Here is a 23,398-nt window from a genome sequence, read left to right on the forward strand (position 1 = left end):
CCTTCAGCGTGCGGTGGTCTCGAGGAGGAAGGAGACGACCGACGCGACGGTCTCCGTCCGGCGGTCGGCGGTGGCGTCGGCGCCGTCGAGCAGGCGGGCGCCGGGCACCTCGGCGGCGAGCCGCTTGGCGAGCGCGGCGGGGGCCAGCGTGCTGTCGCCCGGCAGCACCAGCAGCGGCGCGGGGAAGCCCGTCATCCACTCCTCCGGTACGGAGAAGTAGGCGGAGCCCTGCGGCCACAGGCCGTCGCGGAAGCGGACGACGCGCACGATGTAGCGCTCCCGGCGCAGGGCCAGGAGCTCCTCGCGGAACTCGGGCACGCCGTGGAGCTGGCGGGCGTACGGTCCGGCGCCGGGCCGGTCCGCGAAGCCGCCGCGGCCGGCCTCCTCGATCACGCCCTCGATGTCTTCGGCGCGGGGCAGGCGCATCGGCTCGTCGAAGGTCGCCAGGAAGTCGCCGAAGCCGTTGCCCTCGGCGAGCCCGACGGGCGCGTGGGCGACGACGGACGCGATCCGGTCAGGAGCGTCCTGGACCAGCCGCCAGGCCTGGGCGGTGCCGGCGCCGGAGGCGGCGACGTGGGCGCGCTCGATGCCGAGTTCGTCGAGGACGGCGATCAGGTCGGCGGCGGTGCGTCCGTAGCAGAAGGGCTCTGCGGCTCCGGTGCTGGAGCCCTGGTGGCGCGCGTCGACCGTGATCACCTGGAACCGCCCGGCGAGGGCGTCGGCGGTCTCGGTGAAGGCGGCCCGCTCGGTGTCGCACTGCCCGGGGATCTCGCCGGGGCCGATGAGCAGGACGGGGAAGCCGGTGCCGCGCACCTCGTAGTGGATCCGCGCCCCGTCCGGGCGCACGGTCTCAGGCATGGTTCTCCTCCAGGCTGGTGGCGATCGTGGTGATCGCGTTCATGAGTTCGGCCGCCATGGCCTCGGGGTTGGTGATCGGCGCGGCGTGGGATCCCTCGATGGCGCGGGGCACGTAGAGGGCGCCGGTGAGCTCGCGCCACACCTCCATGGACCCTTCGGGCAGCACCGGGTCGGTGGTGCCCGACACCGCGAACAGCGGTACGTCCAGGACCGGGCGGGTGGTGCCGCGCAGCACCGCCCGGTGGTTTTCGGCCAGGACCGTGTCGGTGCGCAGCCGCTGGACGTATTCGGCGAGCAGTTCCTCGCTGGCGAGGACCTCGTCGGGCAGCAGCCCCTCCAGTATCGCGGCCAGTTCGCGCGGGTCGGCGCCGTCCAGGTCCCCGGTGAGCTCGCCGAGCCGGTCGAGACCGGGGGTGAGCGGGGCCAGCGGCGGCAGCGCGCAGGCCGCGACGAGGGCGAGGGGCGGTACGGCCGGCCGGTGGGCGAGCCGGTGCGCGACCTCCCAGGCCAGCCAGGAGCCCTGGCTGTGCCCGTACAGGACGACGGGCGCCCCGCCCGCGTCCGGGGCGAGCCGTCCCGCGAGGGCGGCGACGACCTGGTCGGCGAGGGCCATCATGTCGGTGACGGGTGCCTCGTCGGCGCGGCCCTCGCGGCCCGGCAGCTGTACGCCGAGGAGTTCGACGTCGTCGGGCAGGTGGCGCACCAGCGGCACGTGGCCGCCCGTGGTGCCGCCCATGCCGGCGACGCAGACGATCCGGGCCCGCGGGTTCTCGGCCGGCTTGAGGACGCGCAGCCAGGGGTTGTCCTGGCCGCCCTGGCCCGCCGCAGGGGCCTGGGGCGCGCTGCCCTCGGGGGCGAGCGTGGCGCCGAGGTGGTCGGCGATGCCCTCGCAGGTGGCGTGCCGCAGGATCGCCTCGGTGGTGACGGCGAGGCCGGTGCGGCGGGTCAGTTCGTTGCGGACCTTGACCGCCATCAGCGAGTCCAGGCCCAGCTGCTGGAGCGGCCGCTCCTCGTCCAGTTCCGCCTCCGGCATGCCGAGGACGGGTGCGACCTCGCCCTTGACCAGGGCGGTCAGCGTGGCCCGGCGTTCCTGGGGGCTCTGCCCGGCCAGGGCCGTGCGCAGTTCCACTCCGGCCGAGGCGTCCGGTGCCTGTTCGGCTTCCGGCTCGCGCGCCTCGGGCAGGGTGTCGAGCAGCGGGCGCGGGCGGGCCGCCCGGTAGGCGGGGGCGAACGCCGTCCAGTCGATGTCGGCGACGCCGAGCGCGGCGAGGCCCGAGCCGAGGGCGATGTCGAGGGCGTCCAGGGCGAGTTCGGGTGCCATGGTGCGCAGGCCCCGGGAGCGGGCGGCCCGCTCGGCCTCGGCGGTGACCATGCCGCCGCCGGCCCAGCCGCCCCAGTGCAGGACGGTGGCGGTGAGCCCCTGGGACCGGCGGTGGCGGGCGAGCGCGTCGAGCGCCGTGTTGGCGGCTCCGTACGCGGCCTGCCCGGCGCCGCCCCACAGGCTGGCGCCGCTGCCGTACAGCACGAACGCGTCGAGCTCGCGGCCCGCGAGGGCCTCGTGCAGGTGCCAGGCGCCGTGCACCTTGGCCGCGTTCTCCTCGGCGGCGGCCTCGGGGGTGAGGCCGGCGAGGGCGGCCGGGCGGGACAGGCCCGCCAGGTGGGCGACGGTCCGCAGCGGGCGCCGGGCGTCGCCGGTGCGGGCGAGCAGCGCGTCGACCTGCCCGCGGTCGCTGATGTCGGCCTGTTCCAGGGTGAGTTCGACGCCGAGGGCGGCGAGTTCGGTACGCAGCAGCTCCGTTTCGGGGGCGGCCTCGGCGCGGCGGGAGGCCAGCACGATGTGCTCGGCGCCGCGGTCGGCGAGCCGCCGCGCCAGGTGCAGGCCGAGGGCTCCCTGGCCGCCGGTGACCAGCGCGGTGCCGCGGGTGCGCCACGTACCGGACGGGCGCGGGGCGGTGCGCCGCAGCCGGCGTACGTGGCGGCCGTCGGCGCGCAGTGCCACCTGGTCCTCGTGGTCGCCCGCGGTGAGGCAGGCCACGAGGGCGGCGGCCCAGCCCGGGTGGGGCTCGGCCGGCAGGTCGACGGTGCCGCCCCAGCGCAGCGGGTCCTCGAGGGCGGCGACCCGGCCGAGGCCGGTGACCAGCGCCTGGAGCGGCGCGGAGGTGCCGGTGCCGCCGGCACCGCCGGTGTCGGCCGCGCCGCGGGTCAGCGCCCACAGCGGGGCGTCGATACCGAGGTCGCCGAGGGCCTGGAGCAGGGTGAGGGTGGTGGCGAAGCCCGGCGTGGAGCCGGAGCCGTCGGGGGTGCCGTCGAGGGAGCCCAGGGTGAGGACCGCGACGGGCTTCGCGGGCAGTGCCGTCAGGGCCGCGCCGAGCGCGGCCCGGTCGGCGGTGGCCCCGATGCGGTACGGGGTGGCTCCGGCGGCGCGCAGCGCGTCCTCGACGGCTTCGGCGGTCGCGGTCTCGGCGGTGGTGGTCACCAGCGCCCAGGGCCCGGCCAGGGCTGCGGTCCGGCCTTCGGGCGCCGGGGAGAGCTCCCAGGCGTCCTCGTACAGCCAGCCCGCGACGGTCTCGCGGGACTCCTGGCCCTGCCACCAGGCGGACAGCAGCGGGAGCAGTTCCGCGATGCCGTCCCGGAGGCGTTCGGGCGCGTCGAGCAGCTCGGCCAGCCGGGCCGGGCCCTCCTCGCCGACGGCCTCCCAGAAGGCCTGGTCTGCGGCGGCGCGGGGGGCCGCGGCCCCCTTGAGCTCCGGCGGGTCGATCCAGTAGGAGCGGCGCTGGAAGGCGTACGAGGGCAGTTCGGCGACCTTGGCGGCGGGGGCGCCGGCCCAGACCCGCTCCCAGGGCACCCGGTGGCCGTGGGTGTGCAGTTCGCCCAGGGTGCGCAGGAGTTCGGAACGGTCGCCGTGGCCGCGCCGCAGGGTGCCGGCGACCAGGGCGTCGGCGCTGCCCTCGGTGAGCGGCATGGCGAGGACGGGGTGCGGGCTGACCTCGATGAACACGTCGTGGCCGGTCTCGATCAGCTGCTGCTGGGCGAGGTCGAGGCGGACGGGTTCGCGCAGGTTGCGGCACCAGTAGGCGGCGTCGAGTTCCCGGCCGTCGAGGAGGGTGCCGGTGACGGTGGAGTAGAACGGCAGCCGTCCGGAGGCGGGCGCCAGGTCCGCGAGGTCGGCCTCGAGGCCGGGGAGCAGGGCGTCCATCCAGTGGCTGTGCGAGGCGACGGGCGCTTCCAGCTTGCCGCAGACGACGTCCTTGTCGTCGAGGGCGAAGAGCAGGTCCTCGATGGCGTCGGCGTCGCCGGACAGGGCGACGGAGGTGGGGGTGTTGACGGCGGCGACGGAGACGGCGTCCCCGTACGGCGCGATCCGCTCCCGCACCTGCTCCAGCGGGAGTTCGACGACGGCCATGGCGCCGACCCCGGCGACCGCCTGGAGGGCGCGGCTGCGCACGGCCATGATCCGGGCGCCCTCGTCCAGGGTGAGCGCGCCGGCCACGACGGCGGCGGCGACCTCGCCCTGGCTGTGCCCGGTCACGGCGTCGGGCTCGACGCCCAGCTCGCGCCAGGCGGCGGCGAGGGCCACGTACATGGTGAACATGACGGGCTGTACGACGTCCAGGCGGCGGGCGGAGAGTTCGGGACCGCCGGTCCCGCGCAGCACGTCGGTGACCGACCAGCCGAGCTGGGGCGCCAGCAGGGCGTCGCAGTCGCGGACGGTCCGTGCGAAGGCGGGCGACTGGTCGAGCAGGGCGGCGCCCATGCCGTCCCACTGGCTGCCCTGGCCGGGGAAGACGAAGACGGTGCGGCCGCGGCCGCGGGCGGTGGCCCGGACGGCGTCCGTGTGCGAGCGGTCCTCGGCGAGGGCGCGCAGCGCGGCCGCGGCCCCGTCGGCGGTGGCGGCCGTGACCAGGGCGCGGTGGCCGAAGTGGGTGCGGCGCTGGGCCGCGGTGCGGGCGACGTCGGCGAGCGGGACCCGCGGGTGCTCCTCCAGCCAGCCGGCCCAGCGGCCGGCCTGCTCGCGCAGGGCGGCCTCGGTGCGGGCGGACAGGACGACCGGGACCGCCCCGGCAGGGCTCTCCGGCGCGGCCGGGGTGGTGTCCGGTGTGGCCGGTGCGTGCGGTGCCTGTTCGAGGACGACGTGGGCGTTCGTCCCGCCGATCCCGAAGGAGGAGACGCCCGCGCGGCGCGGTCCGTCCTCCTGCCAGGGCTTGGTCTCGGTGTTGACGTAGAAGAGGTTCGGGTCGAGGCCCATCTCGGGGTTGGGGTGCTCGTAGTTGAGGCTGGGGACCAGCTCGCCGTGGTGCACGGCCAGCGCGGCCTTGATGAGGCCCGCGATGCCCGCGGTGGCGTCCGCGTGGCCGATGTTGGTCTTGACCGAGCCGATCGCGCAGGGCTTGGTGCGCTCGGCGGAGCCGAAGACCTGCTGGAGGGCCTGTACCTCGATGGGGTCGCCCAGCGAGGTGGCGGTGCCGTGCGCCTCGATGAGGCCGACGCTGTCCGGGGTGACGCCGGCCGAGGCCTGGGCCTCGGCGATGACGTACGCCTGTCCCTGGACGCTCGGCGCGGTGAATCCGGCCTTGGCGGCGCCGTCGTTGTTGACGGCGCTGCCGCGCAGTACGGCGTACACGGTGTCCCCGGCCTCGACGGCGTCGGAGAGCCGGCGCAGGACGAGCATGCCGACGCCGCTGCCGAAGACGGTGCCCGCGCCCTTCTCGTCGAAGGCGCGGCACTTGCCGTCCGGGGAGACGACCAGGCCCGGCTGGTGGACGAAGCCGCGCTTGAGCGGGATCGTCAGCGAGGAGGCGCCGACCAGGGCGACGTCGGACTCGCCGCGCAGCAGGCTCTCGCGGGCGAGGTGGGCGGCGACCAGGCCGGTGGAGCAGGCGGTCTGGACGGAGAGGGCGGGTCCGCGCAGGTCGAGCTTGTGGGCGACGCGGGTGGCCAGGTAGTCGTTCTTGTTGCCGATCATCGAGCGGTAGAAGGAGGACAGGTCGCCCGAGGCGTCCTGGTGGTAGCCGCCGAAGCCGGTGCCGCCGAAGACGGCCACGTTGCCGTCGAACGCGGTGGGCACGATCCCGGAGTGCTCCAGGGCCTGCCAGGCGGCTTCGAGGAACAGCCTGTGCTGCGGGTCCATGACCTCGGCCTCGGCGGGCGAGTAGTCGAAGAAGGCCGCGTCGAAGAGGTCGGCGCCGTCGATCAGGCCGCGGGAGCGGACGTAGGCCGGGTCGGCGAGCTCCTCCTCGGTGGCGCCGGCCGCGCGCAGTTCCTCGTCGGTGAAGTGGGTGATCGACTCGACGCCGTCGCGCAGGTTGCGCCAGAAGGTGTCGATGTCGGGGGCGCCGGGCAGCTTGCAGGCCATGCCGACGATGGCGACGGCGTCCTCGCCGGAGCGTTCGCGGTGCGCCGCGGAGGCCTGCCGGGCCAGTGTGGCGTGGGAGCCGTCCCGCAGGTACGCGGAGAGCTGGCGGACGGTCGGGTAGCGGAAGAGGGTGGAGAGCGGGAACTCCCGGCCCAGGCCCGCACAGATGATCTTGTGGGCTTCCAGGGCGCTCATGGAGTTGGCGCCGAGGTCGAAGATCCCCTTGTCGGGGTCGACGACGGGGATGCCGAGCACGTCGGCCCAGGCACCGGACACCAGCGCCTCGATGCCGCCCTCGCCCGCCGTCTCCCCCGCCGCCTCGCGGCCGTCGGCGGCGCGTGCCGCCGCGGTGGCCGGCGCCGGGGCGTCCAGGCGCAGCAGGGCGCTGCGGTCGACCTTCTTGTTGGGCGTGTGCGGCAGTTCGGCCAGGTGGACCAGCCGGGACGGGACCATGTAGGCGGGCAGCCGTCCGGCGAGCGCGGCGAGCAGCTCCTCGTCGGCGACGGTGCGGCCCGGGGCCGCGGTGAGGTACAGGCACAGCCGGGGGTCGCCCGGTACGTCCTCGCGGACCACGGCGGCGGCCTCGGCGACGCCGGTGTGCTCGGCGGCGACGGCTTCGATCTCGCCGAGTTCGATGCGGTGGCCGCGCAGCTTGACCTGGGCGTCGGCTCGGCCGCAGAACTCCAGGGAGCCGTCGGCCCGGTAGCGCACGACGTCCCCGGTGCGGTACATGCGGGCGCCGTCCCCGGCGAACGGGTCGGGCAGGAAGCGTTCGGCGTCGAGCTCGGGCCGGTTCAGGTAGCCGCGGGCGACGGCGAGGCCGCCGATGAACAGCTCGCCGCGGGCGCCGCGCGGCGCCCGGCGTCCGGCCGCGTCCAGTACGTACAGCAGGTTGCCGTGCAGCGGCCGGCCGAGCGAGACCTCGCCCGGTACCGCGTCCCAGGCCGCCGACCACACGGTGGTCTCCGTCGGCCCGTACATGTTCATCAGGCCGCCGGGGCACAGCCGGTCCAGCTTGCGGGCCAGGCCCCGGTCCAGGGCCTCGCCGCCGACCAGCATCCGGGTCAGGCCCTGGACGAGGGAGCGGCCGTCGGCGTCGGCCAGCAGCATGCGCGCCAGGGAGGGCGTGCACTGGAGATGGGTGGGCGCGTACGGCAGGTAGTCGGCCCAGCCGGCCGGGCCGCCCCGGCCCACGACGACCCGGTAACCCCGGGTCAGGGTCCACAGCAGTTCCAGCGTGGAGATGTCGAAGGAGAGGCTGGTGACGGCGAGCCAGGTGTCGCCCGGGCCGCCGCCGACGCGCTCGTCCATCGCCGTGCAGAAGGTGGCGAACTGGGCGTGCTCCAGCTGGACGCCCTTGGGCAGGCCGGTGGAGCCCGAGGTGTAGATGACGTACGCGAGGCCGTCCAGGCCCGGGAGCGTGTCCGGGTCCTGCGGGAAGCCGTCCTGGTCCGTGTCCTCCCCCAGCGCGTCGGCCAGCAGCACGGCGACGTCGTCGGAGGCGACGTCGGGCGAGCCGTCGCGGGTGGAGACCACCAGCGACAGGCCGCTGTCGCGGATCACGTGCTCCAGGCGGGCCTTGGGGTACTCCGGGTCCAGCGGTACGTACGCGCCGCCCGCGAGCCAGGTCGCGAGCACCGACACCACGAGGTCCGCCGAGCGCGGCAGGTGGATGCCGACGAGCGTGCCGGGGCCGGCTCCGGCGGAGCGCAGGTGCCCGGCCATCGCCGCCGCCCGTGCCACGACCTGCCGGTAGGTGCGGGTGCGGCCGCCGTCGACGAGCGCGGGCGCGTCGGGGGTGCGGCGGGCCTGGGCGAGGATCCGCTCCAGGGCGGTGGGGCCGGTGGCCCCGCCGGACACCCGGCCGCCGCGCTCCTCCAGCCAGGCCAGCTCCTCGCCGGAGATCAGCTCCAGCTCGCCGATCGGCAGGGACGGATCGGCGACGGCGGACTCCAGCAGGGTCCGGAAGTTGTCCGCGAGGCGGGCGGCCGCCTCGGCGCCGAGGACGCCGGGCAGGAACTCCACCTCGCCGACCAGCCCCTCGCCGTCGGGGGCGAGGGTCAGTCCGACGGCCGACTTGGCCACCCCGCGCGGGCCGCCGCCCACGGCGGCGTCCCCGGACGGCACCCAGGCGCCGCTTCCCTCGCCGAGCGGGGGCAGTGCGCTCGCCCGGTAGTTGAAGACGGCGCTGAACAGCGGGTTGTCCTCGCCGGTGCGTTCGCCTCCGACGGCCTTGACGAGCTCGGTCAGCGGCAGGTCCTGGTGCTCCATCAGCTCCAGGACGCGCGGCCCGGTCTCCGCCAGGACCTGCTCGAAGGCGGGGTCACCGGTCAGCTCGCAGCGCAGCGGCAGGGTGGTGACGAGGAAGCCGAGGAGGCCCTCGGTGCCGGGCAGCTGACGGTTGGCCCAGACGGTGCCGAGGCCGAAGTCGTACGAGCCGGTGGTGCGGGCCAGCAGCACCGCGAAGGCGCTCGCGTACACGGTGTAGGGGGTGACCCCGGTACGGGTGGCCAGCTCCTCCACCCGGCTGCGCAGTGCGGCGGGCAGGGTGAATCCGGTGGTGCCGCCCTCGCCCTCGCCGTCGGAGACGGGCAGTTCGAGGCGGCCCGTGCCGGCGAGCCGCTCGCCGATCACCCGCAGGCCCGCGGCGAAGTGGCCTTCTTCGAGGGCGCGCTGCTCCCAGGCGGCGAAGTCACCGAGCTGGAAGGCGGGTTCGGGGGCCTCGGGGGCGGTGCCCGCCGCGTAGGCGGTGTAGGCGGCGAAGAGCTCCTGCGTGAAGACGGACAGGGACCAGCCGTCGGTGACGGCGTGGTGCAGGAAGATGCCGATCAGCTGGCCGCCGTCGTGGGTGTCGGCGAGCAGGCAGCGCAGCAGGCCCGGTCCGTCCAGCGGCATCGGCCGGCGCTCCTCCTCGCGCACCCGGGCGTCGAGCTCCCGCGCGTCGAGGTGGCTGAGGTCCTCGTGGGTGAAGTGCGGCTCCTCCTCGGCCCGGACGGCCTGGACCAGCGCCCCGTCGCGGGCCGTCAGCGAGGTGCGCAGCGCCTCGTGGCGCGCCGTCACCCAGGTCAGGGCCGAGCGCAGCGCGGCGGGGTCGAGCCGCTCCGCGGTGCGCAGCACGAGGGGGGTGTGGTACTCGGCGCTGCCGGGGCGCAGCTGCTCCAGGAACCAGAGCCGGCGCTGGCCGTCGGTCGCCGGGTGCTCGCCGCGCCCCTCGGAGCGCTCCAGGGCGGTGGTGGGCGCGCTCTCCAGCACGCCCAGGGCGTGCTCGACGAGATGCGTGGCGATGTCGTGCGCGGTGGGATGCTGGAAGGCGAGGTTCGCCGGGAGGGTGGCGGTGGTCAGCTCGGTCAGCCGGTTGCGGAGCTGGAGCGCCATGATCGAGTCGAGGCCGAGCTCCTGGAGCCGCTTCGCGGCCGGGACGGGCTCGGTGGAGCCGAGGACGGCGGCCGCCTCGCGCGTGACGAGGTCGGTGAGGGCTTCGAGGCGTTCGCCGTCGCCGAGGGCGGCGAGGCGGGCGCGCAGGGCGGCGGGGCCGGTGGCGTCCTCGCCCGCGGTGTCCTGGACGGCGCGGCCCAGGGCCGCGATCTCGGCCTCGTCGAGGCGGCGGTAGCCGGGGACGTCGGTCCAGTAGGCCTTGCGCTGGAAGGCGTACGTCGGCAGGTCCGCGAGCCGGGCCGCGGAGCCGTCGGCGGGGGCGAACACCCGCGTCCAGTCGGCCTCGTAGCCCTGGGTGTGCAGGGCGCCGAGCGAGCGCAGGAGCTGGTCGAGGCCGCCCTGGTCGCGGCGCAGGCTGCCGACGACGGCGCCGTCGCTGTCGGCGGTGGCGCTGGTCAGGGGCATCCCGAGGACGGGGTGCGGGGATATCTCGACGAACACGCCGTGGCCGTCGGCGACGAGCCGGGCCAGGGCGAGGTCCATGCGGACGGTCTCGCGCACGTTGCGGCACCAGTAGGCGCCGTCGAGGGCGGGCCCCTCGACGACGGCGCCGGTCACCGTCGAGTAGAACGGCACGGTCGCCGCGCCGGGGCGCAGGTCGGCCAGCTGCTCGGCGAGCCACGGCAGCATGGGGTCGATGTGCGCGCTGTGTCCGGCGGTGTCGGACTGGATGCGGCGGCAGAAGACGTCGCCGCCCTCCAGCTCGGCCAGCAGCCGCTCCACGGCGTCCACGTCACCGGAGACCACGGTGGATCCGGCGGTGTTGACCACGGCCACCGACAGGGCGGCCCCGTACGGCTCGATGAGCTCGCGGGTGCGCGCCACGGGCAGTTCGACCAGGGCCATCGCGCCCCGGCCGCTGCACTCCCGCAGCTGGCCCTGGGAGCGCAGGGCGGTCAGCCGGGCGCCGTCGGCCAGCGAGAGGGCGCCGCTGACCACGGCGGCGGGGACCTCGCCCTGGCTGGAGCCCACCACGGCGGCCGGCTCCACGCCGAGCGAACGCCAGACGGCGACCAGGCCGATCATCACGGCGAACAGGGCGGGCTGGAGCACGTCGATGCGCTCCAGGGTGAGTTCGGGGTCGGCCTCGCCGCGCAGGAAGCCCGCGACGGACCAGCCCGTCCACGGGGCGAGGGCCTCGTCGCACTCCTGGACCGCGTCCCGGAACACCGGGCTCTGCTCCAGGAGTTCGCGGCCCATGCCGAGCCACTGCGAGCCCTGGCCGGGGAAGACGAAGACGGCCTTGCCGCGCTCGCGGGCGGTCGCGGAGGTGACGGCCGGGTGCGGCAGGCCCGCGGCGAGGGCGGTGAGCGCCTCGGCGGCCTCCCCGGGTCCGGCCGCCAGCACGCTGGCGCGGGCTTCCAGCGGGGTGCGGTGCAGGGCCGCGGTGCGCAGGACGTCGGGCCAGTGGGCGTCGGGGCGGGCGGTGAGCCAGTCGGCCCAGCGGCCGGCCTGGGCGCGCAGCGCCGCCGTGTCGAAGCCGGAGAGCAGCAGAGGGCGGGGGCCCGAGGCGGCCGGTGCGCCGGCCGGGGCGGGCTCGGCGGAGGGGGTTTCGGCCTCTGCCTCGGCCTCGGCGGGGGCCGGGGCCGGGGCCTCCTCGACGATGACGTGGGCGTTGGTGCCGCTGATGCCGAACGAGGAGACGCCGGCCCGGCGCACCCGCTCGCCGCGCTGCCACGGCCGCAGTTCCTGGACGAGCCGCAGACCGCCGTCCTCCCAGGGGATCTGCGGGCTCGGCTCGGCGGCGTGCAGCGTGGGGGGCAGTGCCTCGTTGTGCAGCGCGAGGATCATCTTCATCACGCCGACGACGCCGGCGGCGGCCTGGGTGTGGCCGAGGTTGGACTTGGAGGAGCCGAGCCACACCGGCCGCTCCCCGTCGCGTCCGGGGCCGAAGACCTCGGCCAGGGCGCCGGCTTCGATGGGGTCGCCGAGCGGGGTGCCGGTGCCGTGCGCGTCGATCGCGTCGATGTCGGCGGGGGTCAGGCGGCCGGAGTCGAGCGCGTCGCGGATCACCCGCTGCTGCGCGGGCCCGTTCGGGGCGGTCAGGCCCTGGCTGCGGCCGTCCTGGTTGACGGCCGAGCCGCGGATCACCGCGAGCACCGGGTCGCCGTCGCGGCGGGCCGCCGACAGCTTCTTCAGGACGAGGATGCCGACGCCCTCGGACCAGATGGCGCCGTCGGCCTGGGCGGAGAAGCTCTTGCAGCGCCCGTCGGGTGCCATCGCGCCGAGCCGGCTGGACTCCACGTACATGGCGGGCGAGCTCATCACGGTGACGCCGCCGGCCAGGGCCAGTTCGCAGTCGCCTCCGCGCAGCGCCGCGACCGCGGAGTGGATGGCGACCAGCGAGGAGGAGCAGGCGGTGTCGATGGTCAGGGCCGGGCCCTGCAGGCCGAGCGCGTAGCTGATCCGGCCGGAGACGACGCTGCCGGATATGCCGGTGCCCTGGTAGCCGTCGAGGACCTCCAGGGGGGCGTTGCCGGTGTCGTAGTCGGAGCGCATGGCGCCCAGGTAGACGCCGGTGCGGCTGCCGGCCATCGCGTCGGGGCGCAGGCCGGCCCGCTCCAGCGCCTCCCAGGAGGCCTCCAGGACGAGCCGCTGCTGCGGGTCCATGGAGACGGCCTCGCGCCGGGAGATCCCGAAGAAGTCGGCGTCGAACTCCTCGAGCCCGTCGAGGAACCCGCCCTCCTGCGCGTAGCTCTTGCCGGTCGCCGTGGGGTCCGGGTCGTACAGGTCCAGCCCGTCCCAGCGCGCCGGCAGCGGGCCGATGGCGTCACGGCCGGCGGCCAGCAGCTCCCAGAACTCCTCGGGCGTGGTGACGCCGCCCGGGAGCCGGCAGGCCATGGCGACGACCGCCACCGGCTCGTGCCGCTCGTTCTCCAGCTCGGCGTTGCGCTGCTGCAGCTGGATCACCGCAGCCATGGCCCGCCGGAGCCGGTCCTCGTTCGCCTGGGCGCTCATCTTGGCCATCCGTCTCGTTCTGTGGCACTGCCGTAAGGGGTCTGGGGGGGAAGGGGAGGGGGAGCGGAGCCGGCTCAGTTCCCGAGCGTGACGTCCATGTACGGGGGGAACTCGGGGATCCGGGAGAAGTCGTTCTCCAGCACCGAGATGTCGCCCTTCTTCGCGATCTCGCGGAAGCCGGCGAACTTGTACGTGATGTACATGGTCCGGTTGCGGTCGGTGGGCACGAACTCGGCGCGCAGCTTCGCCCCGGCCCGGTGGGCCTCGCGGATCAGGTGGCCGAGCAGGACCGAGCCGACGCCGCGGGACATGACGCGGCAGGACATCAGCAGCAGCTTGACGGTCCACACGCCGTCGCCGCGCTCCACGAGCGAGAGGCCGATCTTGCCGTAGGTGCCGTACTTGTCCTCCAGGCCGGCGACCAGCAGGTCGTGGTCCGGGGAGCGGCGGAAGGCGTCGAGCTCCTCGTAGGAGTAGGTGTAGCCGGTGGCGTTGAGCTGGTTGGTACGGACCGTCAGCTCCTCGGCGCGCTGGAGGTCGCGCTCCTCGGCGGGGTCGATGGTGAAGCGCATGCCGAGCGAGGCGAGGAACTCCTCCGAGGTGCCCTCGTGGGACTCCTCGGCGGCGTTGCGCTGCGCGTCGGCCCGGTAGAGGTGGCGGCGCTCGCGGGAGTCGGCGGTGACGAACCGGGGGTGCATCTCGGGCAGGTCCGGGATGCCGTCGGCGTCGAGGGCGTCGATGCAGCGCACCTGGGGGTGGGCGAAGGCGACCTCGTCGCGTTCGAAGGGCTGGTCGTCGACGAAGGCGAGCGTGTCGATGCCGATGTTGATCGCCTTGGCGACGGCCTGTACGGACTCGGACTTGTTGCCCCAGTTGATCTGCGGGTAGAGGAAGTACTCGGCGATGCCGAACTCCTCCAGCTTGGCCATGGCCGCGGCGTGGTCGTTGCGGCTGGCGACGGAGTGCAGGATGCCGCGCTCGTCGAGGATCCGCAGGGTCTCCACCACGCCGGGGCGCAGGGTGACCTCGGCGTCCTCCAGCAGGACGCCGTCCCAGACGGTGTTGTCGAGGTCCCACACCACGCACTTGACGGTGGTCGCCGCCTTCGGGGCGGCGGCGGTCGTCGGCTCGGTGGCGGTGGTCGTCGTCTCGGTGGTCGTCGTCTCGGTGGTCGTCGTCATCGGTCACTCACTTCCACGGGCTGCGGCGGCGGGGGTGCGGCGGAACGGGGCCCGCTCCTGGAAGGCGTACTCGGCGAGGCCGACCTGGTGGAGCTGGGAGCTGCCCTCGATGACCTCCATGACCTTGGTGTCACCGAGCAGGCGCTGTACGGGGTAGTCGGGGCCGCAGCCGTTCGCGCCGTGGATCTGCACGGCGTCGGTGGCGGCGCGGGCCGCGGCGGTGGAGGCGAAGTACTTGGCGGTCGAGGTGGCGGCCAGGGCCCCCGGGTCTCGGGCGTCGCGCAGCCGGCCGGCCTCCAGGCTCAGCAGCCGGGCCGCCCGGGCGGAGGTGTACATCTCGCTGATTATGCGGCGGACCAGCTGGTGCTCCCGGATGGGTACGCCGAACTGGACGCGCTCGGCCGCGTAGTCGGTGCTGGCGTCCAGGCAGGCGTCGAGGATGCCGACGCAGCCCCAGCCCACCGTGTACCGGCCGAGGTCCAGGGCCGCGCCGGTCACGTGGGAGACGCCCAGGCCCGGGCGGGCCAGCAGGTTCTCGGCGGGGACGCGGCAGTTGTCGAAGTACACGTGGGCGGTCATCGAGGCGCGGATGCCGATCATGTCCTCGATCAGCTCGGTGCGCAGGCCCGGGGTGTCGCGTTCGACGAGCAGGGCGGTGGGGCCCTGTTCGCCGCGTCCGACGACGAGGAACAGGTCGGCGGTCTCGCCGTACGTGATCCACTTCTTGTGGCCGTCGAGGATCCAGTCCTCGCCGTCGCGGGTGACCCGCGTGGTGACGGCGGAGGCGTCGCTGCCGGTGCCCGGCTCGGACACGGCGAGCGCGGCGACGCGCTCCCCGCGGGCGAGCCGGGGCAGCCAGGTGTCCTTCTGGGCGCGGGTGCCCCAGCGGGCGACGGCGTGCGCCACCATCGTGTGCACGGTCAGCAGACTGCGCAGCGAGGAGCAGGCACGGCCGAGCTCGGCCGCGAGCAGGCCGAGGGTCACCGCGTCGCTGCCGCCGCCGCCGTACTCGGCCGGGACCGGCAGCCCGAGCAGGCCCTCGTCGGCGAGCAGCCGGACGGCCTCCGGCGGGGTGCGCTGGGCCCGGTGCCATGCGTCGGCGTACGGGGCGACACGGGTGTCGGCGAAGGCCCGGAACTCCTTCTGGGCCCGCGCCTGCTCCGCGGTGAGCATCGTCGTCATCTGGGGTCGGCTCCGCTCGTGCCTACTGGGGGACCGACGCGGCCAGCTTGCGGCTGACGAACGCGTCGAGGGCGCTGATGGAGCGGAAGTACTCCAGCTCCAGGTCCTCGTTCTCGACGGTGATGCCGAACTCGTGCTCCACGAAGGAGACGAGCTGCATCGCGAACATCGAGCTGACGAAGCTGAGCTCGAAGATGTCCTGGTCGTCCTTGAGGTCCTGCACCGGGATGAAGCGGGAGAGGTACTCCGCGATCCTGGCCTTGTTGTCCGTGCTCATCTCGTTCCGTCCTGTCGTCTTCGGTACGGGGAAGGGGGCGGGGGGAGGGGGCGGGTGCGCGGGCGGCCGCGGCCGGTGCCCGCGCGGCGGCGCCCGGTCAGCGGTACGTGTGGAATCCCTGGCCGCTCTTCCGGCCCAGCAGGCCCGCGGCGACCATCTTCTTGAGCAGGGGCGCCGGCCGGTACTTGCTGTCGTTGAAGCTCTCGTAGAGCACCTCGACCGACTTCAGGATGGTGTCGAGGCCGATGAGGTCGGCCGTCTCCAGCGGGCCCATCTTGTGGTCGAAGCAGGTCTTGAAGATGCGGTCGACGTCGGCCGGCGGCGCGACCCCGTCCTGCACCAGGAAGACGGCCTCGTTGATGGTGAGCATCAGGACGCGGTTGGAGACGAAGCCCGGGACGTCCTCGACGACGATGCACTCCTTGCCCAGCTCCGCGAGGAAGCGGCGGGCGGTGTCGATCGTCTCGGGGGTGGTGTGGTGGCCGCGGATGACCTCGACCATCGGCTTGAGCGGCACCGGGTTCATGAAGTGCATGCCGACGACGCGCTCGGGGCGGCTGGTGACCGAGCCGACCCGGGTGATGGAGATGGCCGAGGTGTTGACGGCGAAGACGACCTCGGGTCGGCAGATCCGGTCGAGCTCCTGGTAGACCTTCTCCTTGATCGCCCATTCCTCGGTCACGTTCTCGACGACGAAGTCCGCCTTGGCGAGCAGCTCGTAGTCGGTCGTGAACTCGATCTTCTCGAAGACCTCGGCGGGGTCCACCGCGGCCTTGCGGTTGAACATCGCGAAGGCCCGCAGGCTGCTGCGCAGCTCCTTGCGCGCGTTCTCGAGGATCTCCTCGGAGACGTCGACCAGGACGACGCGGTGGCCGGTCTGTGCGAGGTTCTGCGCGACGCCGACGCCCATGACGCCGGCTCCGACGACTCCTGCTGTCGTGAATTCCATTGGTGGTCGACTCCGTTTAGCGTGCGTCGCCGCGTACGGCGTAGATGTTGTGGATGTCCGTGCCGGCGTACAGCTCGTCCTGCTCGGCGTGCGCGGTGAAGCCGCGGCTCTCCAGGAGCGCCACGAGCCGGGCGACCTCGCCGTCGGCGTCGTGCGCCTCCAGCACCATCTGCTGGATCTTGGGCCAGTCCTCGTCGGCGATGCCGTCGATGACCTGGCGCTCGCTCTTCTGCACGTCGATCTTGATGAGGTCGATGCGCTCGATGTTCTGCTCGCGGATGACCGCGCTCAGCGGGCGCAGCTTCGCGGTGAACTCGATGGCCTCGAAGCGCACGTCCATCAGCTCTTCGGTGTACTCGGCGAGCTGGTCGGCCGCCTCGTCCCCGCCGGCCTCGCGCTGGTTGGCGATGATCGTGCGCAGGTTGTGCTTCTCCTCCGCCTCGTCGGGGTGGAAGGAGGACATGCCGGAGCTGCGCGGGTAGAAGGTGAACCGCGCCTCGGACTCGCTGTCGGAGATGCCGATGTTGAACAGCCGGGCGTCGACGCCGTGTTCGGCGACGTTGCGGCTGAGCAGCTCGAACAGCGGCGGGGCCGGCTCGAAGGTGTACGCCGTCACGTCCTTGGCCTCGTAGTGCGCGAAGAGCGTGAAGAGGCCGATGTTGCCGCCGACGTCGACGACGGTCGCCCCGTCGGGGAGGGTGATCCCGTTCTTGGCGTAGACGCGGTGGTCGAAGATGTCCTCGTAGAAGTGGAGGGTCTCCGCCTCGTTCTGGTGGGAGACCATCAGGCCGTTGGGGAGCCGGAAGCGGGCGAGGGAGCTTCCGGTGTGCGAGGAGCCGGATCCGTCCCCGGCCAGCGCCTCCTGCGGGTCCCGGCCCTCGCGCAGCGCGTCGATGGCGGTCGCGGTCCGCGCGAGGGTGGCCCACTCGTAGATCTGACGCAGCGTCGGCTCGACGGAGAAGGCGCGGGTGATGCGCAGGATCAGGCGGGTGGCCAGCAGCGAGTTGCCGCCGAGTTCGAAGAACGAGACGTCCCGCGGGAGCTGCTCCTCGGTCTTCAGCAGCCGGGCCCACAGGGCGTGCAGCTCCTGCTCGGTGGCACCGGGCTCGCCCGCCGCGGTGGCCGGGGCCGCGGCCGGGGCGGCGACGCCGTCGGTCGCGAGGTCCTGGGCGGGGTGGACCGTCCAGTCCACGGCGCCGCCGGCCAGCCAGAGCCGGCCCAGCGCCTTGAGGGCGACGGCGGTGTCGGAGCGGCGCTCCAGCGGGTGGCGCATCGAGGCGATGACGGCGCCGTTGCCGACGCCGCGGACCTCGGTGGCGAGGCTGGCCAGGGTCTGGCCGGGGCCCGCCTCCAGCAGGACGTGCTCCTCGCCGATGGCGCGCAGGCCGTCGGCGAAGCGGACCGGGCTGACGAGGTGGCGGGCCCAGTAGCGCGGGTCGGTGGCCTGCTCGTCGGTGATGAGCTCGCCGGTGACGTTCGAGACGTACGGGATGCTCGGCGCGTTGAGCGTCAGGGTCCGCGCGAGCGCGGTCAGCTCGTCGGCGATCGGCTCCATCATCGTGGAGTGGAAGGCGTGGGTGGTGGTGACCCGGCGGTTGACGACCTCGCGCGAGCGCAGGGAGGCCTCCAGCGCGGCGATGTCCTGCTCGGGGCCCGCGACCACGCAGAAGGCGTCGCCGTTGACGGCCGACAGCGAGAGGTTCGGTCCGAGCAGGGCCCGTACGTCCTGCTCCGGCAGCATGACGGCGAGCATGGCGCCCTGCGGCAGGGCGTCGATGAGCGCGGCGCGGCGGGCGACCAGGGTCAGCGCGTCCTTGAGGGAGAGCACCCCGGCCAGCGTCGCGGCCACGTACTCGCCCAGGCTGTAGCCGGTCAGGACGGCGGGGCGGGCGCCCCAGCTGCGCCACAGTCCGGCGAGGGCGTACTCGATGACGAAGAGGGCGGGCTGGGCCAGCTTCGTGGCGTTCAGCCGGCGCTCCTCGGCGCTGACCGGACCGCTGTCGCGGCCGAGCATGCGGCGCAGGTCCATGGCGGGCGCCTTCGCGCCGTCGCCGGCCTGCGGTGCGGGTGCCTCCCCGGCGCCGGCCGGGAAGATCACCTCGCGGATGTCCAGGCCGAGGTCGGGGGCGAGCAGTTCGGCGCAGCGGTCGACCTCGGCGCGGAAGACCGGGAAGTCGCGGTACAGGTCGCGGCCCATGCCCAGGTAGTGGTCGCCCAGGCCCGGGAAGAGGAAGGCCAGCGGCGCGGCGGTGGCGCCGGTCTCCTTGGCACCCAGCTCGGCCGGGCCCTCGGGGCCCGTCAGGACGGCGCCGCGGTGCGCGCCGGAGCCGGCGCCCGCGCCGACGGAGCGCCGGGTGACCGGGGCGGCGGCCGAAACGGCGCCCGCACCCTTGAGCGCGGCGAGTCCGGCGTCCAGGGAGGCACCGTTGGTCCCGCTGACCAGGTCGAGGTGGAACGGGAGCGGACCGGTCGGCGGACCCGCCGCTTCGTGCCTCTCCTCGGCGGTGATCGTGTTGGGGGTCATACCTCTCCTTGGGTGTGTCGGAAAACCGGGCGAGCGGCCGGTGCGCGGCCGCTCGGGCCAAAACAGCGGGTGCCGCAGGTGCACGCAAAGCAACCCCGGCCTGGGTGACCGGGGCTGCACATGTGTGAGGAGCGCCCGTGTGCCGCCCTGGTATCTGTCCGAGGATTCCGTCGTGACCAGCCTGGCCAGGACTGCTTGAGCAGAGCCGGAGCAGCGGTGGACGCGGTCACAGCACTAGGCGGCGCGGGTCGGGACCTGGGACTCGGCGTGGGCCTTGGCGAGGTTGAGGGTCGCCGTGCTGTTGCGGCCGAGCGCCTCGCGGACGTAGCGGCGGCATTCGGCGATGCCGGCCTCGGGGCCCAGGACGCGGGTGATGTTCTCCTCGCGCAGCACGACGCTGTGCTGCGAGGTGACGGTCACGCCGGTCCCGTCCTCGACGAGCGACCACTCGCCGGTGTGCGCGGACATCAGCAGCGGGGTCGCCGTCTGCTTGTAGACGATGCGCCGGGCGTGCGGGAAGCAGACGCGGACCGATTCGGTGGTGTGCGCGCTGCCGTCGGCGGTCAACGTGTCCATGGACATGATCTGCACGCCCGGCTCGGGCTCCGTCAGGTCCAGGCGCGAGACGTGCGGGACCAGCGTGGGCCAGTCCTGGACGCGGTGCAGGAACTCGTAGACGCGCTCGGCCGGGCCGTCGACGCGCACCGAGTCCTCGAAGGACATCACCAGGTCGTCGAGGCGCTCCCAGCCCTCGGCGAGCTGCTTGATGTTGCCGAGCTCGGCGCGGCTGTTGGTGTCGGTGGCGCTCTCCACCCAGGCTACGGAGTCGGCGTCGTCACCGGCGACGGTGAAGTCGTGCAGCAGGACCAGCCGGCAGGCGGCGGCGCCGCGCGGTTCGACGATCCAGGTTCCGCCCATCGACTCCAGCGGTGAGGCGGGCACCTCCTGGCGGAACTCGATGCGGCGCTGAGCCACGTCCAGGGTGCGCCGCGAGGTCCAGGACTTGATCTGGCCGTTGGCGGTGGCCCACATGCGCAGGTGCTCGCGGGAACCGTCGGACTCCAGCTGCTCTACGTGGACGTTGGGCGGGAAGTACAGCGGCCACTTGGCCGCGTCGGCGATCAGGCCGTAGACCACTCCGGCGGGGGCGGCGACGGTCACCTCGTGCGTCGTGCGGTGCACACGCTCAGCGGACATCGTAGGAGTTCCTGCTTTCCGGATCAGAAGTTGCCGAGGCCGCCGCAGACGTTGAGCGCCTGCGAGGTGATGGACGAGGCCACGTCGGTGGTCAGGTAGCCGACCAGGCCGGCCACTTCCTCGGGGGTGGAGTAGCGGCCGAGCGGGATCTTCGAGGTGAACTTCTGCATGATCTGCTCTTCGGAGGTGTCGTACGCGGTCGCGTACCCGGTGCGCACGCGCTGCGCCATCGGGGTCTCGACGTATCCGGGGCAGACCGCGTTGACGGTGATGCCGGTGGGGGCGAGCTCGTTGCCGAGGGACTTGGTGAAGCCGACGACGCCGTGCTTGGAGGCCGAGTAGGGGGCGCCGAGGACGACGCCCTGCTTGCCCGCGGTGGAGGCGATGTTGATGATCCGGCCGTAGGAGGCGCCCTCGAGGCCGCCGTTCTTGAGGACCTCGCGCGTCAGCAGGAAGACGCTGTTGAGGTTGGTCTGGATGACGTCGTACCAGAGCTCGTCGGTGAGGTCGGCGGTCGGACCGCCGCCGCTGCGGCCGGCGTTGTTGACGAGGACGGAGATCGGCCCGAAGGTCTTGACGGCGGCGGCGACCAGCGCCTTGACGGACGCGGCGTCGCGGACGTCGGCGGCGGCGCCCTCGACCTCCAGGCCCTCGGCGCGCAGGTCCTCGACCGTCTGCTTGACCTGCTGCTCGGTGCGGGCGCAGAGGAAGACGCGGTGTCCGCGGCGGGCGAGATCGCGGACCACGGCCAGCCCGATCCCGCTCGTACCCCCGGTGACCAGGGCTACCGGCTTCGTCTCTGTCGTCATCGGTGTACCTCCAGAACGGCGTTGATGCTCCGACCGTGTCCTGGACTCCTTGACGCCCGCACGAACCCCGCTTGAGGAGGGGTCGCGGCCGGTCCGGTCGGCGGCCCGTTCGAGACGTCTTCGAATCCCGCTCGACCCGCGGCGGCGAGGGTGGGCGCACCCACCAGATCGGAGTCCTCCATGACCATCCAGGCCGGCATCGGACAGCAGGCCGCCGCGGCCTTCGGCGCCCTGTACGCCGAGGTCCAGCAGTTCTACGCCCACCAGATGCAGCTGCTGGACCTCGGCGAGTCCCAGCGCTGGGCCGAGACGTTCACCGAGGACGCCACCTTCGACGTGCCCACGCTGCCCGAGCCGGTGCGCGGCCGTCCGGGCCTGGTCGCCGCGACCAGCCGCACCGCCGCCCAGCTCGCCGAGGCCGGCCAGCGCCACCGCCACTTCATCGGCATGTTCGACGTCGCCGAGCGGCCCGACGGCACCGTGGACGTCCGCTCGTACGCGATCGTCTACGCCTCCGTCATCGGCGGCGACTCCCAGGTGCACCGGGTGTGCGTCTGCGAGGACGTCCTGGTCCGCGTCGAGGGCGCCCTGCAGGTCGCGACCCGCCGCGTGACCCGCGACGACCTGGCCTGAGCATCAGGCGTGGCAGGCGGGCAGCCCGCCGTTGAAATCGGCCATCTCCTGGAAGAGGGCGCCCACGTCGAGCGGTGCCCCGGGGGCCGCCCCGGCCAGTTCGGCGTAGGCCCGGTGCAGGTTCGGTACGAGGCGTTCCGCGTCGAGCAGGTCCGCGAACGGGCCCAGGTCCGCTTCGGCAGCGAGTTCGAGCGGGGTCAGCCCGGCCGCCGCACCGCGCTCGGCGAGCCCTGCGATCCAGCGGAAGTAGGCCGCGTTGGCTTCGATCAGTTCGGGTCCGCCGACTGGGCCGTGGCCCGGGACCACGGTCTCGGCGCCCAGGGCGCGCAGCCGCTCCATCGCGGCGAGTGAGCCCGAGACGGAGCCCATCAGGCAGAACGGGGCGGCGTTCGACATGACCAGGTCGCCGGCGAACAGCACCCGCTGCTCGGGCAGCCACACGGCGGTGTCGTTGGTGGTGTGCGCGGCGGGTCCCAGGTGCAGCAGTTCGGCCCGTACACCGCCGATGTGCAGGGTCAGCGCTTCGCGGTAGGTGAGGTCCGGGAGGGTGACCTCCACATCGCCCCAGCAGACGTCCGGCCACAGACTCGTCAGGTGCAGTCCGGCCAGCTCCATCATGGTGCGCGTCTGCTCGTGGGCGATGACCAGCGCTTCGGGGAAGAGGTGGTTGCCGAACGTGTGGTCGCCGTGGAAGTGCGTGTTGACCAGGGCGCGCGGGGGCTCGAGGACCAGCCGCAGCACTTCGGCGCGCAGGTTGCGGGCGCGCTGCTCGGTGGCGGCAGTGTCGACGAGCAGGCTCTGCCCGTTCCCGCCGGTGACCAAGCCCGCGTTGTTCAGGCACCAGCCGCCGTCGCCCTGGACGTACGCGAACACGCCGTCGGCGATCTCGGTCATGGAGGCGTCCGGCGGGGGGAGGGCCGTGCCGGGCGTGGCCGGGACGGGCGGCCGGGCGGTCCGGGCGTCCTGCTCAGGCATGGACGGCCGCCCGGGTCCGCAGCCGCTCCAGCAGGGCGAGGGCTGCTCCGTCGTGGATCACGGCCCGGGCGCCGGCCAGTGCCTCGTGCCAGTCTCCGGTGGTGTGGCCTGCGATGGCGAGGGCGGCGGCGCTGAGGCAGACGCCGTCCTCGGCCTCGCGGGTGCCTCCGCCGCCGAGCACGGCACGGAAGTACGCCACCGGATCGGCGCCGCGTGGGCGCAGGCCATCCAGGGTGCCGGGGCGCAGTCCGAGCAGGGCCGGGTCAAGGGTGAACTCGTCCTCGCCGACGGCCTCGTAGACGTGTACCCGGTTGGTGGTGCAACCCACGAGTCCGTCGGCGCCCAGGCCGTTGCCGGCCAGCCACACCCGGCGGCCGGCGGTGCGGGCGGTGTGTTCGGCGGCCGTGCGCAGTGCCGTGGCGGAGCGGACGTCTCGGACCCCAGTGACCTGGGCGGATACGGGCATATCGGCGAGGAAGGGACTGAGCGCGTCGATGCCGCGGCCAAGCCCGCGGATGTCCAGCGGCCGCACGGCGGCGGCCAGCAGGGCCAGTTCGGCCGGGTAGACGAAGGACCCGGCGAAGGCGATGCCGCAGTCCTCCAGTGCCTCGTGGGTCTCCTCGTACGAGCGGGTCAGCGGGATGCCGAGGCGCTGCGTCAGCGACGCCGGGCCCGCCGGGGAGGAGTACGCGGGCAAGCCGGTCCTGACGACCGGGGTGCCCATCGCGGCGGCGACCACCGCGGCCGCCAGCGGGATGTAGGCGGTGTGCGGGCCGCCGCCGCTCGCGGTGGTGGCCACCGCGCCGTCGAAGGCGCCCGGCCCGGCGCCGCCCGTGCGGGCCGCATGGCCGGGGCGGCGTTCCGCGAGCGAGCCGAGCAGGGCGGTCAGCGTGGTGCGGCCGGGCAGCGCGGTGGACAGCGAGGCGAGCAGGGCGACGGCTTCGCCGCGGCGCGCCTGCGGGTCGTGCCGCGGCCCGCGCTCGTGCAGCCCATCCCAGAACGAGCGCCACATGGGCAGGTCCGCTGGCCGGTGCTGCCCGACGACGGCGTCGACGGCGTCGTTCATG

12 protein-coding genes are annotated in these 23,398 nt (G+C 74.0%); 1 reads left to right on the plus strand and 11 read right to left on the minus strand.

The annotated features are described in order from the left end of the window. Nucleotides 1–3: 3 nt before the first annotated feature. The 9 genes from ACTVZO_RS44640 to fabG form a co-directional block, all read right to left on the minus strand. The gene (locus ACTVZO_RS44640; RefSeq protein WP_443304337.1) at nucleotides 4–858 is read right to left on the minus strand and encodes an alpha/beta fold hydrolase; all 855 of its coding nucleotides are present in this window, start codon (nucleotides 856–858) and stop codon (nucleotides 4–6) included. Continuing rightward, complete coding sequence (locus ACTVZO_RS44645; RefSeq protein ID WP_443304338.1) at nucleotides 851–12,613, minus strand: amino acid adenylation domain-containing protein; 11,763 nt, start codon at nucleotides 12,611–12,613, stop codon at nucleotides 851–853. The genes ACTVZO_RS44640 and ACTVZO_RS44645 overlap by 8 nt, the downstream gene beginning before the upstream one ends. Nucleotides 12,614–12,678: 65 nt before the next feature. Beyond that, the gene (locus ACTVZO_RS44650; protein ID WP_443304340.1) at nucleotides 12,679–13,785 is read right to left on the minus strand and encodes an HAD-IIIC family phosphatase; all 1,107 of its coding nucleotides are present in this window, start codon (nucleotides 13,783–13,785) and stop codon (nucleotides 12,679–12,681) included. A 3-nt stretch (nucleotides 13,786–13,788) separates the two neighbouring features. Beyond that, nucleotides 13,789–14,967, minus strand: a complete 1,179-nt coding sequence (locus tag ACTVZO_RS44655; protein WP_443304341.1) for an acyl-CoA dehydrogenase family protein — start codon at nucleotides 14,965–14,967, stop codon at nucleotides 13,789–13,791. Between the two features lie 22 nt (nucleotides 14,968–14,989). Then, a complete protein-coding gene (locus ACTVZO_RS44660; RefSeq protein ID WP_069924400.1) occupies nucleotides 14,990–15,244 on the minus strand; it encodes an acyl carrier protein in 255 nt (84 codons plus the stop codon). Nucleotides 15,245–15,341: 97 nt separating this feature from the next. Then, nucleotides 15,342–16,193, minus strand: coding sequence for a 3-hydroxyacyl-CoA dehydrogenase family protein (locus ACTVZO_RS44665; RefSeq protein WP_443304342.1), 852 nt, complete (start codon nucleotides 16,191–16,193; stop codon nucleotides 15,342–15,344). Between the two features lie 16 nt (nucleotides 16,194–16,209). Beyond that, complete coding sequence (locus ACTVZO_RS44670) at nucleotides 16,210–18,717, minus strand: FkbM family methyltransferase (RefSeq protein ID WP_443304343.1); 2,508 nt, start codon at nucleotides 18,715–18,717, stop codon at nucleotides 16,210–16,212. A gap of 234 nt (nucleotides 18,718–18,951) precedes the next feature. Next, a complete protein-coding gene (locus ACTVZO_RS44675; protein WP_443304344.1) occupies nucleotides 18,952–19,914 on the minus strand; it encodes an aromatase/cyclase in 963 nt (320 codons plus the stop codon). A gap of 23 nt (nucleotides 19,915–19,937) precedes the next feature. Next, nucleotides 19,938–20,723 carry a 3-oxoacyl-ACP reductase FabG gene (fabG, locus tag ACTVZO_RS44680; protein WP_443304345.1) on the minus strand — a complete coding sequence of 262 codons (786 nt, stop codon included), beginning with the start codon at nucleotides 20,721–20,723 and terminating at the stop codon, nucleotides 19,938–19,940. A gap of 180 nt (nucleotides 20,724–20,903) precedes the next feature. On the opposite strand from fabG, the gene ACTVZO_RS44685 reads away from it, so the two are divergent. Continuing rightward, a complete protein-coding gene (locus tag ACTVZO_RS44685) occupies nucleotides 20,904–21,356 on the plus strand; it encodes a nuclear transport factor 2 family protein (protein WP_443304346.1) in 453 nt (150 codons plus the stop codon). A 3-nt stretch (nucleotides 21,357–21,359) separates the two neighbouring features. On the opposite strand, the gene ACTVZO_RS44690 is transcribed toward ACTVZO_RS44685, so the two are convergent. Together ACTVZO_RS44690 and ACTVZO_RS44695 are read right to left on the minus strand one after the other, a co-directional pair. After that, the gene (locus ACTVZO_RS44690) at nucleotides 21,360–22,331 is read right to left on the minus strand and encodes an MBL fold metallo-hydrolase (protein WP_443304347.1); all 972 of its coding nucleotides are present in this window, start codon (nucleotides 22,329–22,331) and stop codon (nucleotides 21,360–21,362) included. Continuing rightward, nucleotides 22,324–23,397 carry a hypothetical protein gene (locus ACTVZO_RS44695; protein WP_443304348.1) on the minus strand — a complete coding sequence of 358 codons (1,074 nt, stop codon included), beginning with the start codon at nucleotides 23,395–23,397 and terminating at the stop codon, nucleotides 22,324–22,326. The genes ACTVZO_RS44690 and ACTVZO_RS44695 overlap by 8 nt, the downstream gene beginning before the upstream one ends. Nucleotide 23,398: the final 1 nt, after the last annotated feature.

The organism is Streptomyces sp. IBSNAI002, assembly GCF_052244475.1.
GTDB lineage: Bacteria > Actinomycetota > Actinomycetes > Streptomycetales > Streptomycetaceae > Streptomyces.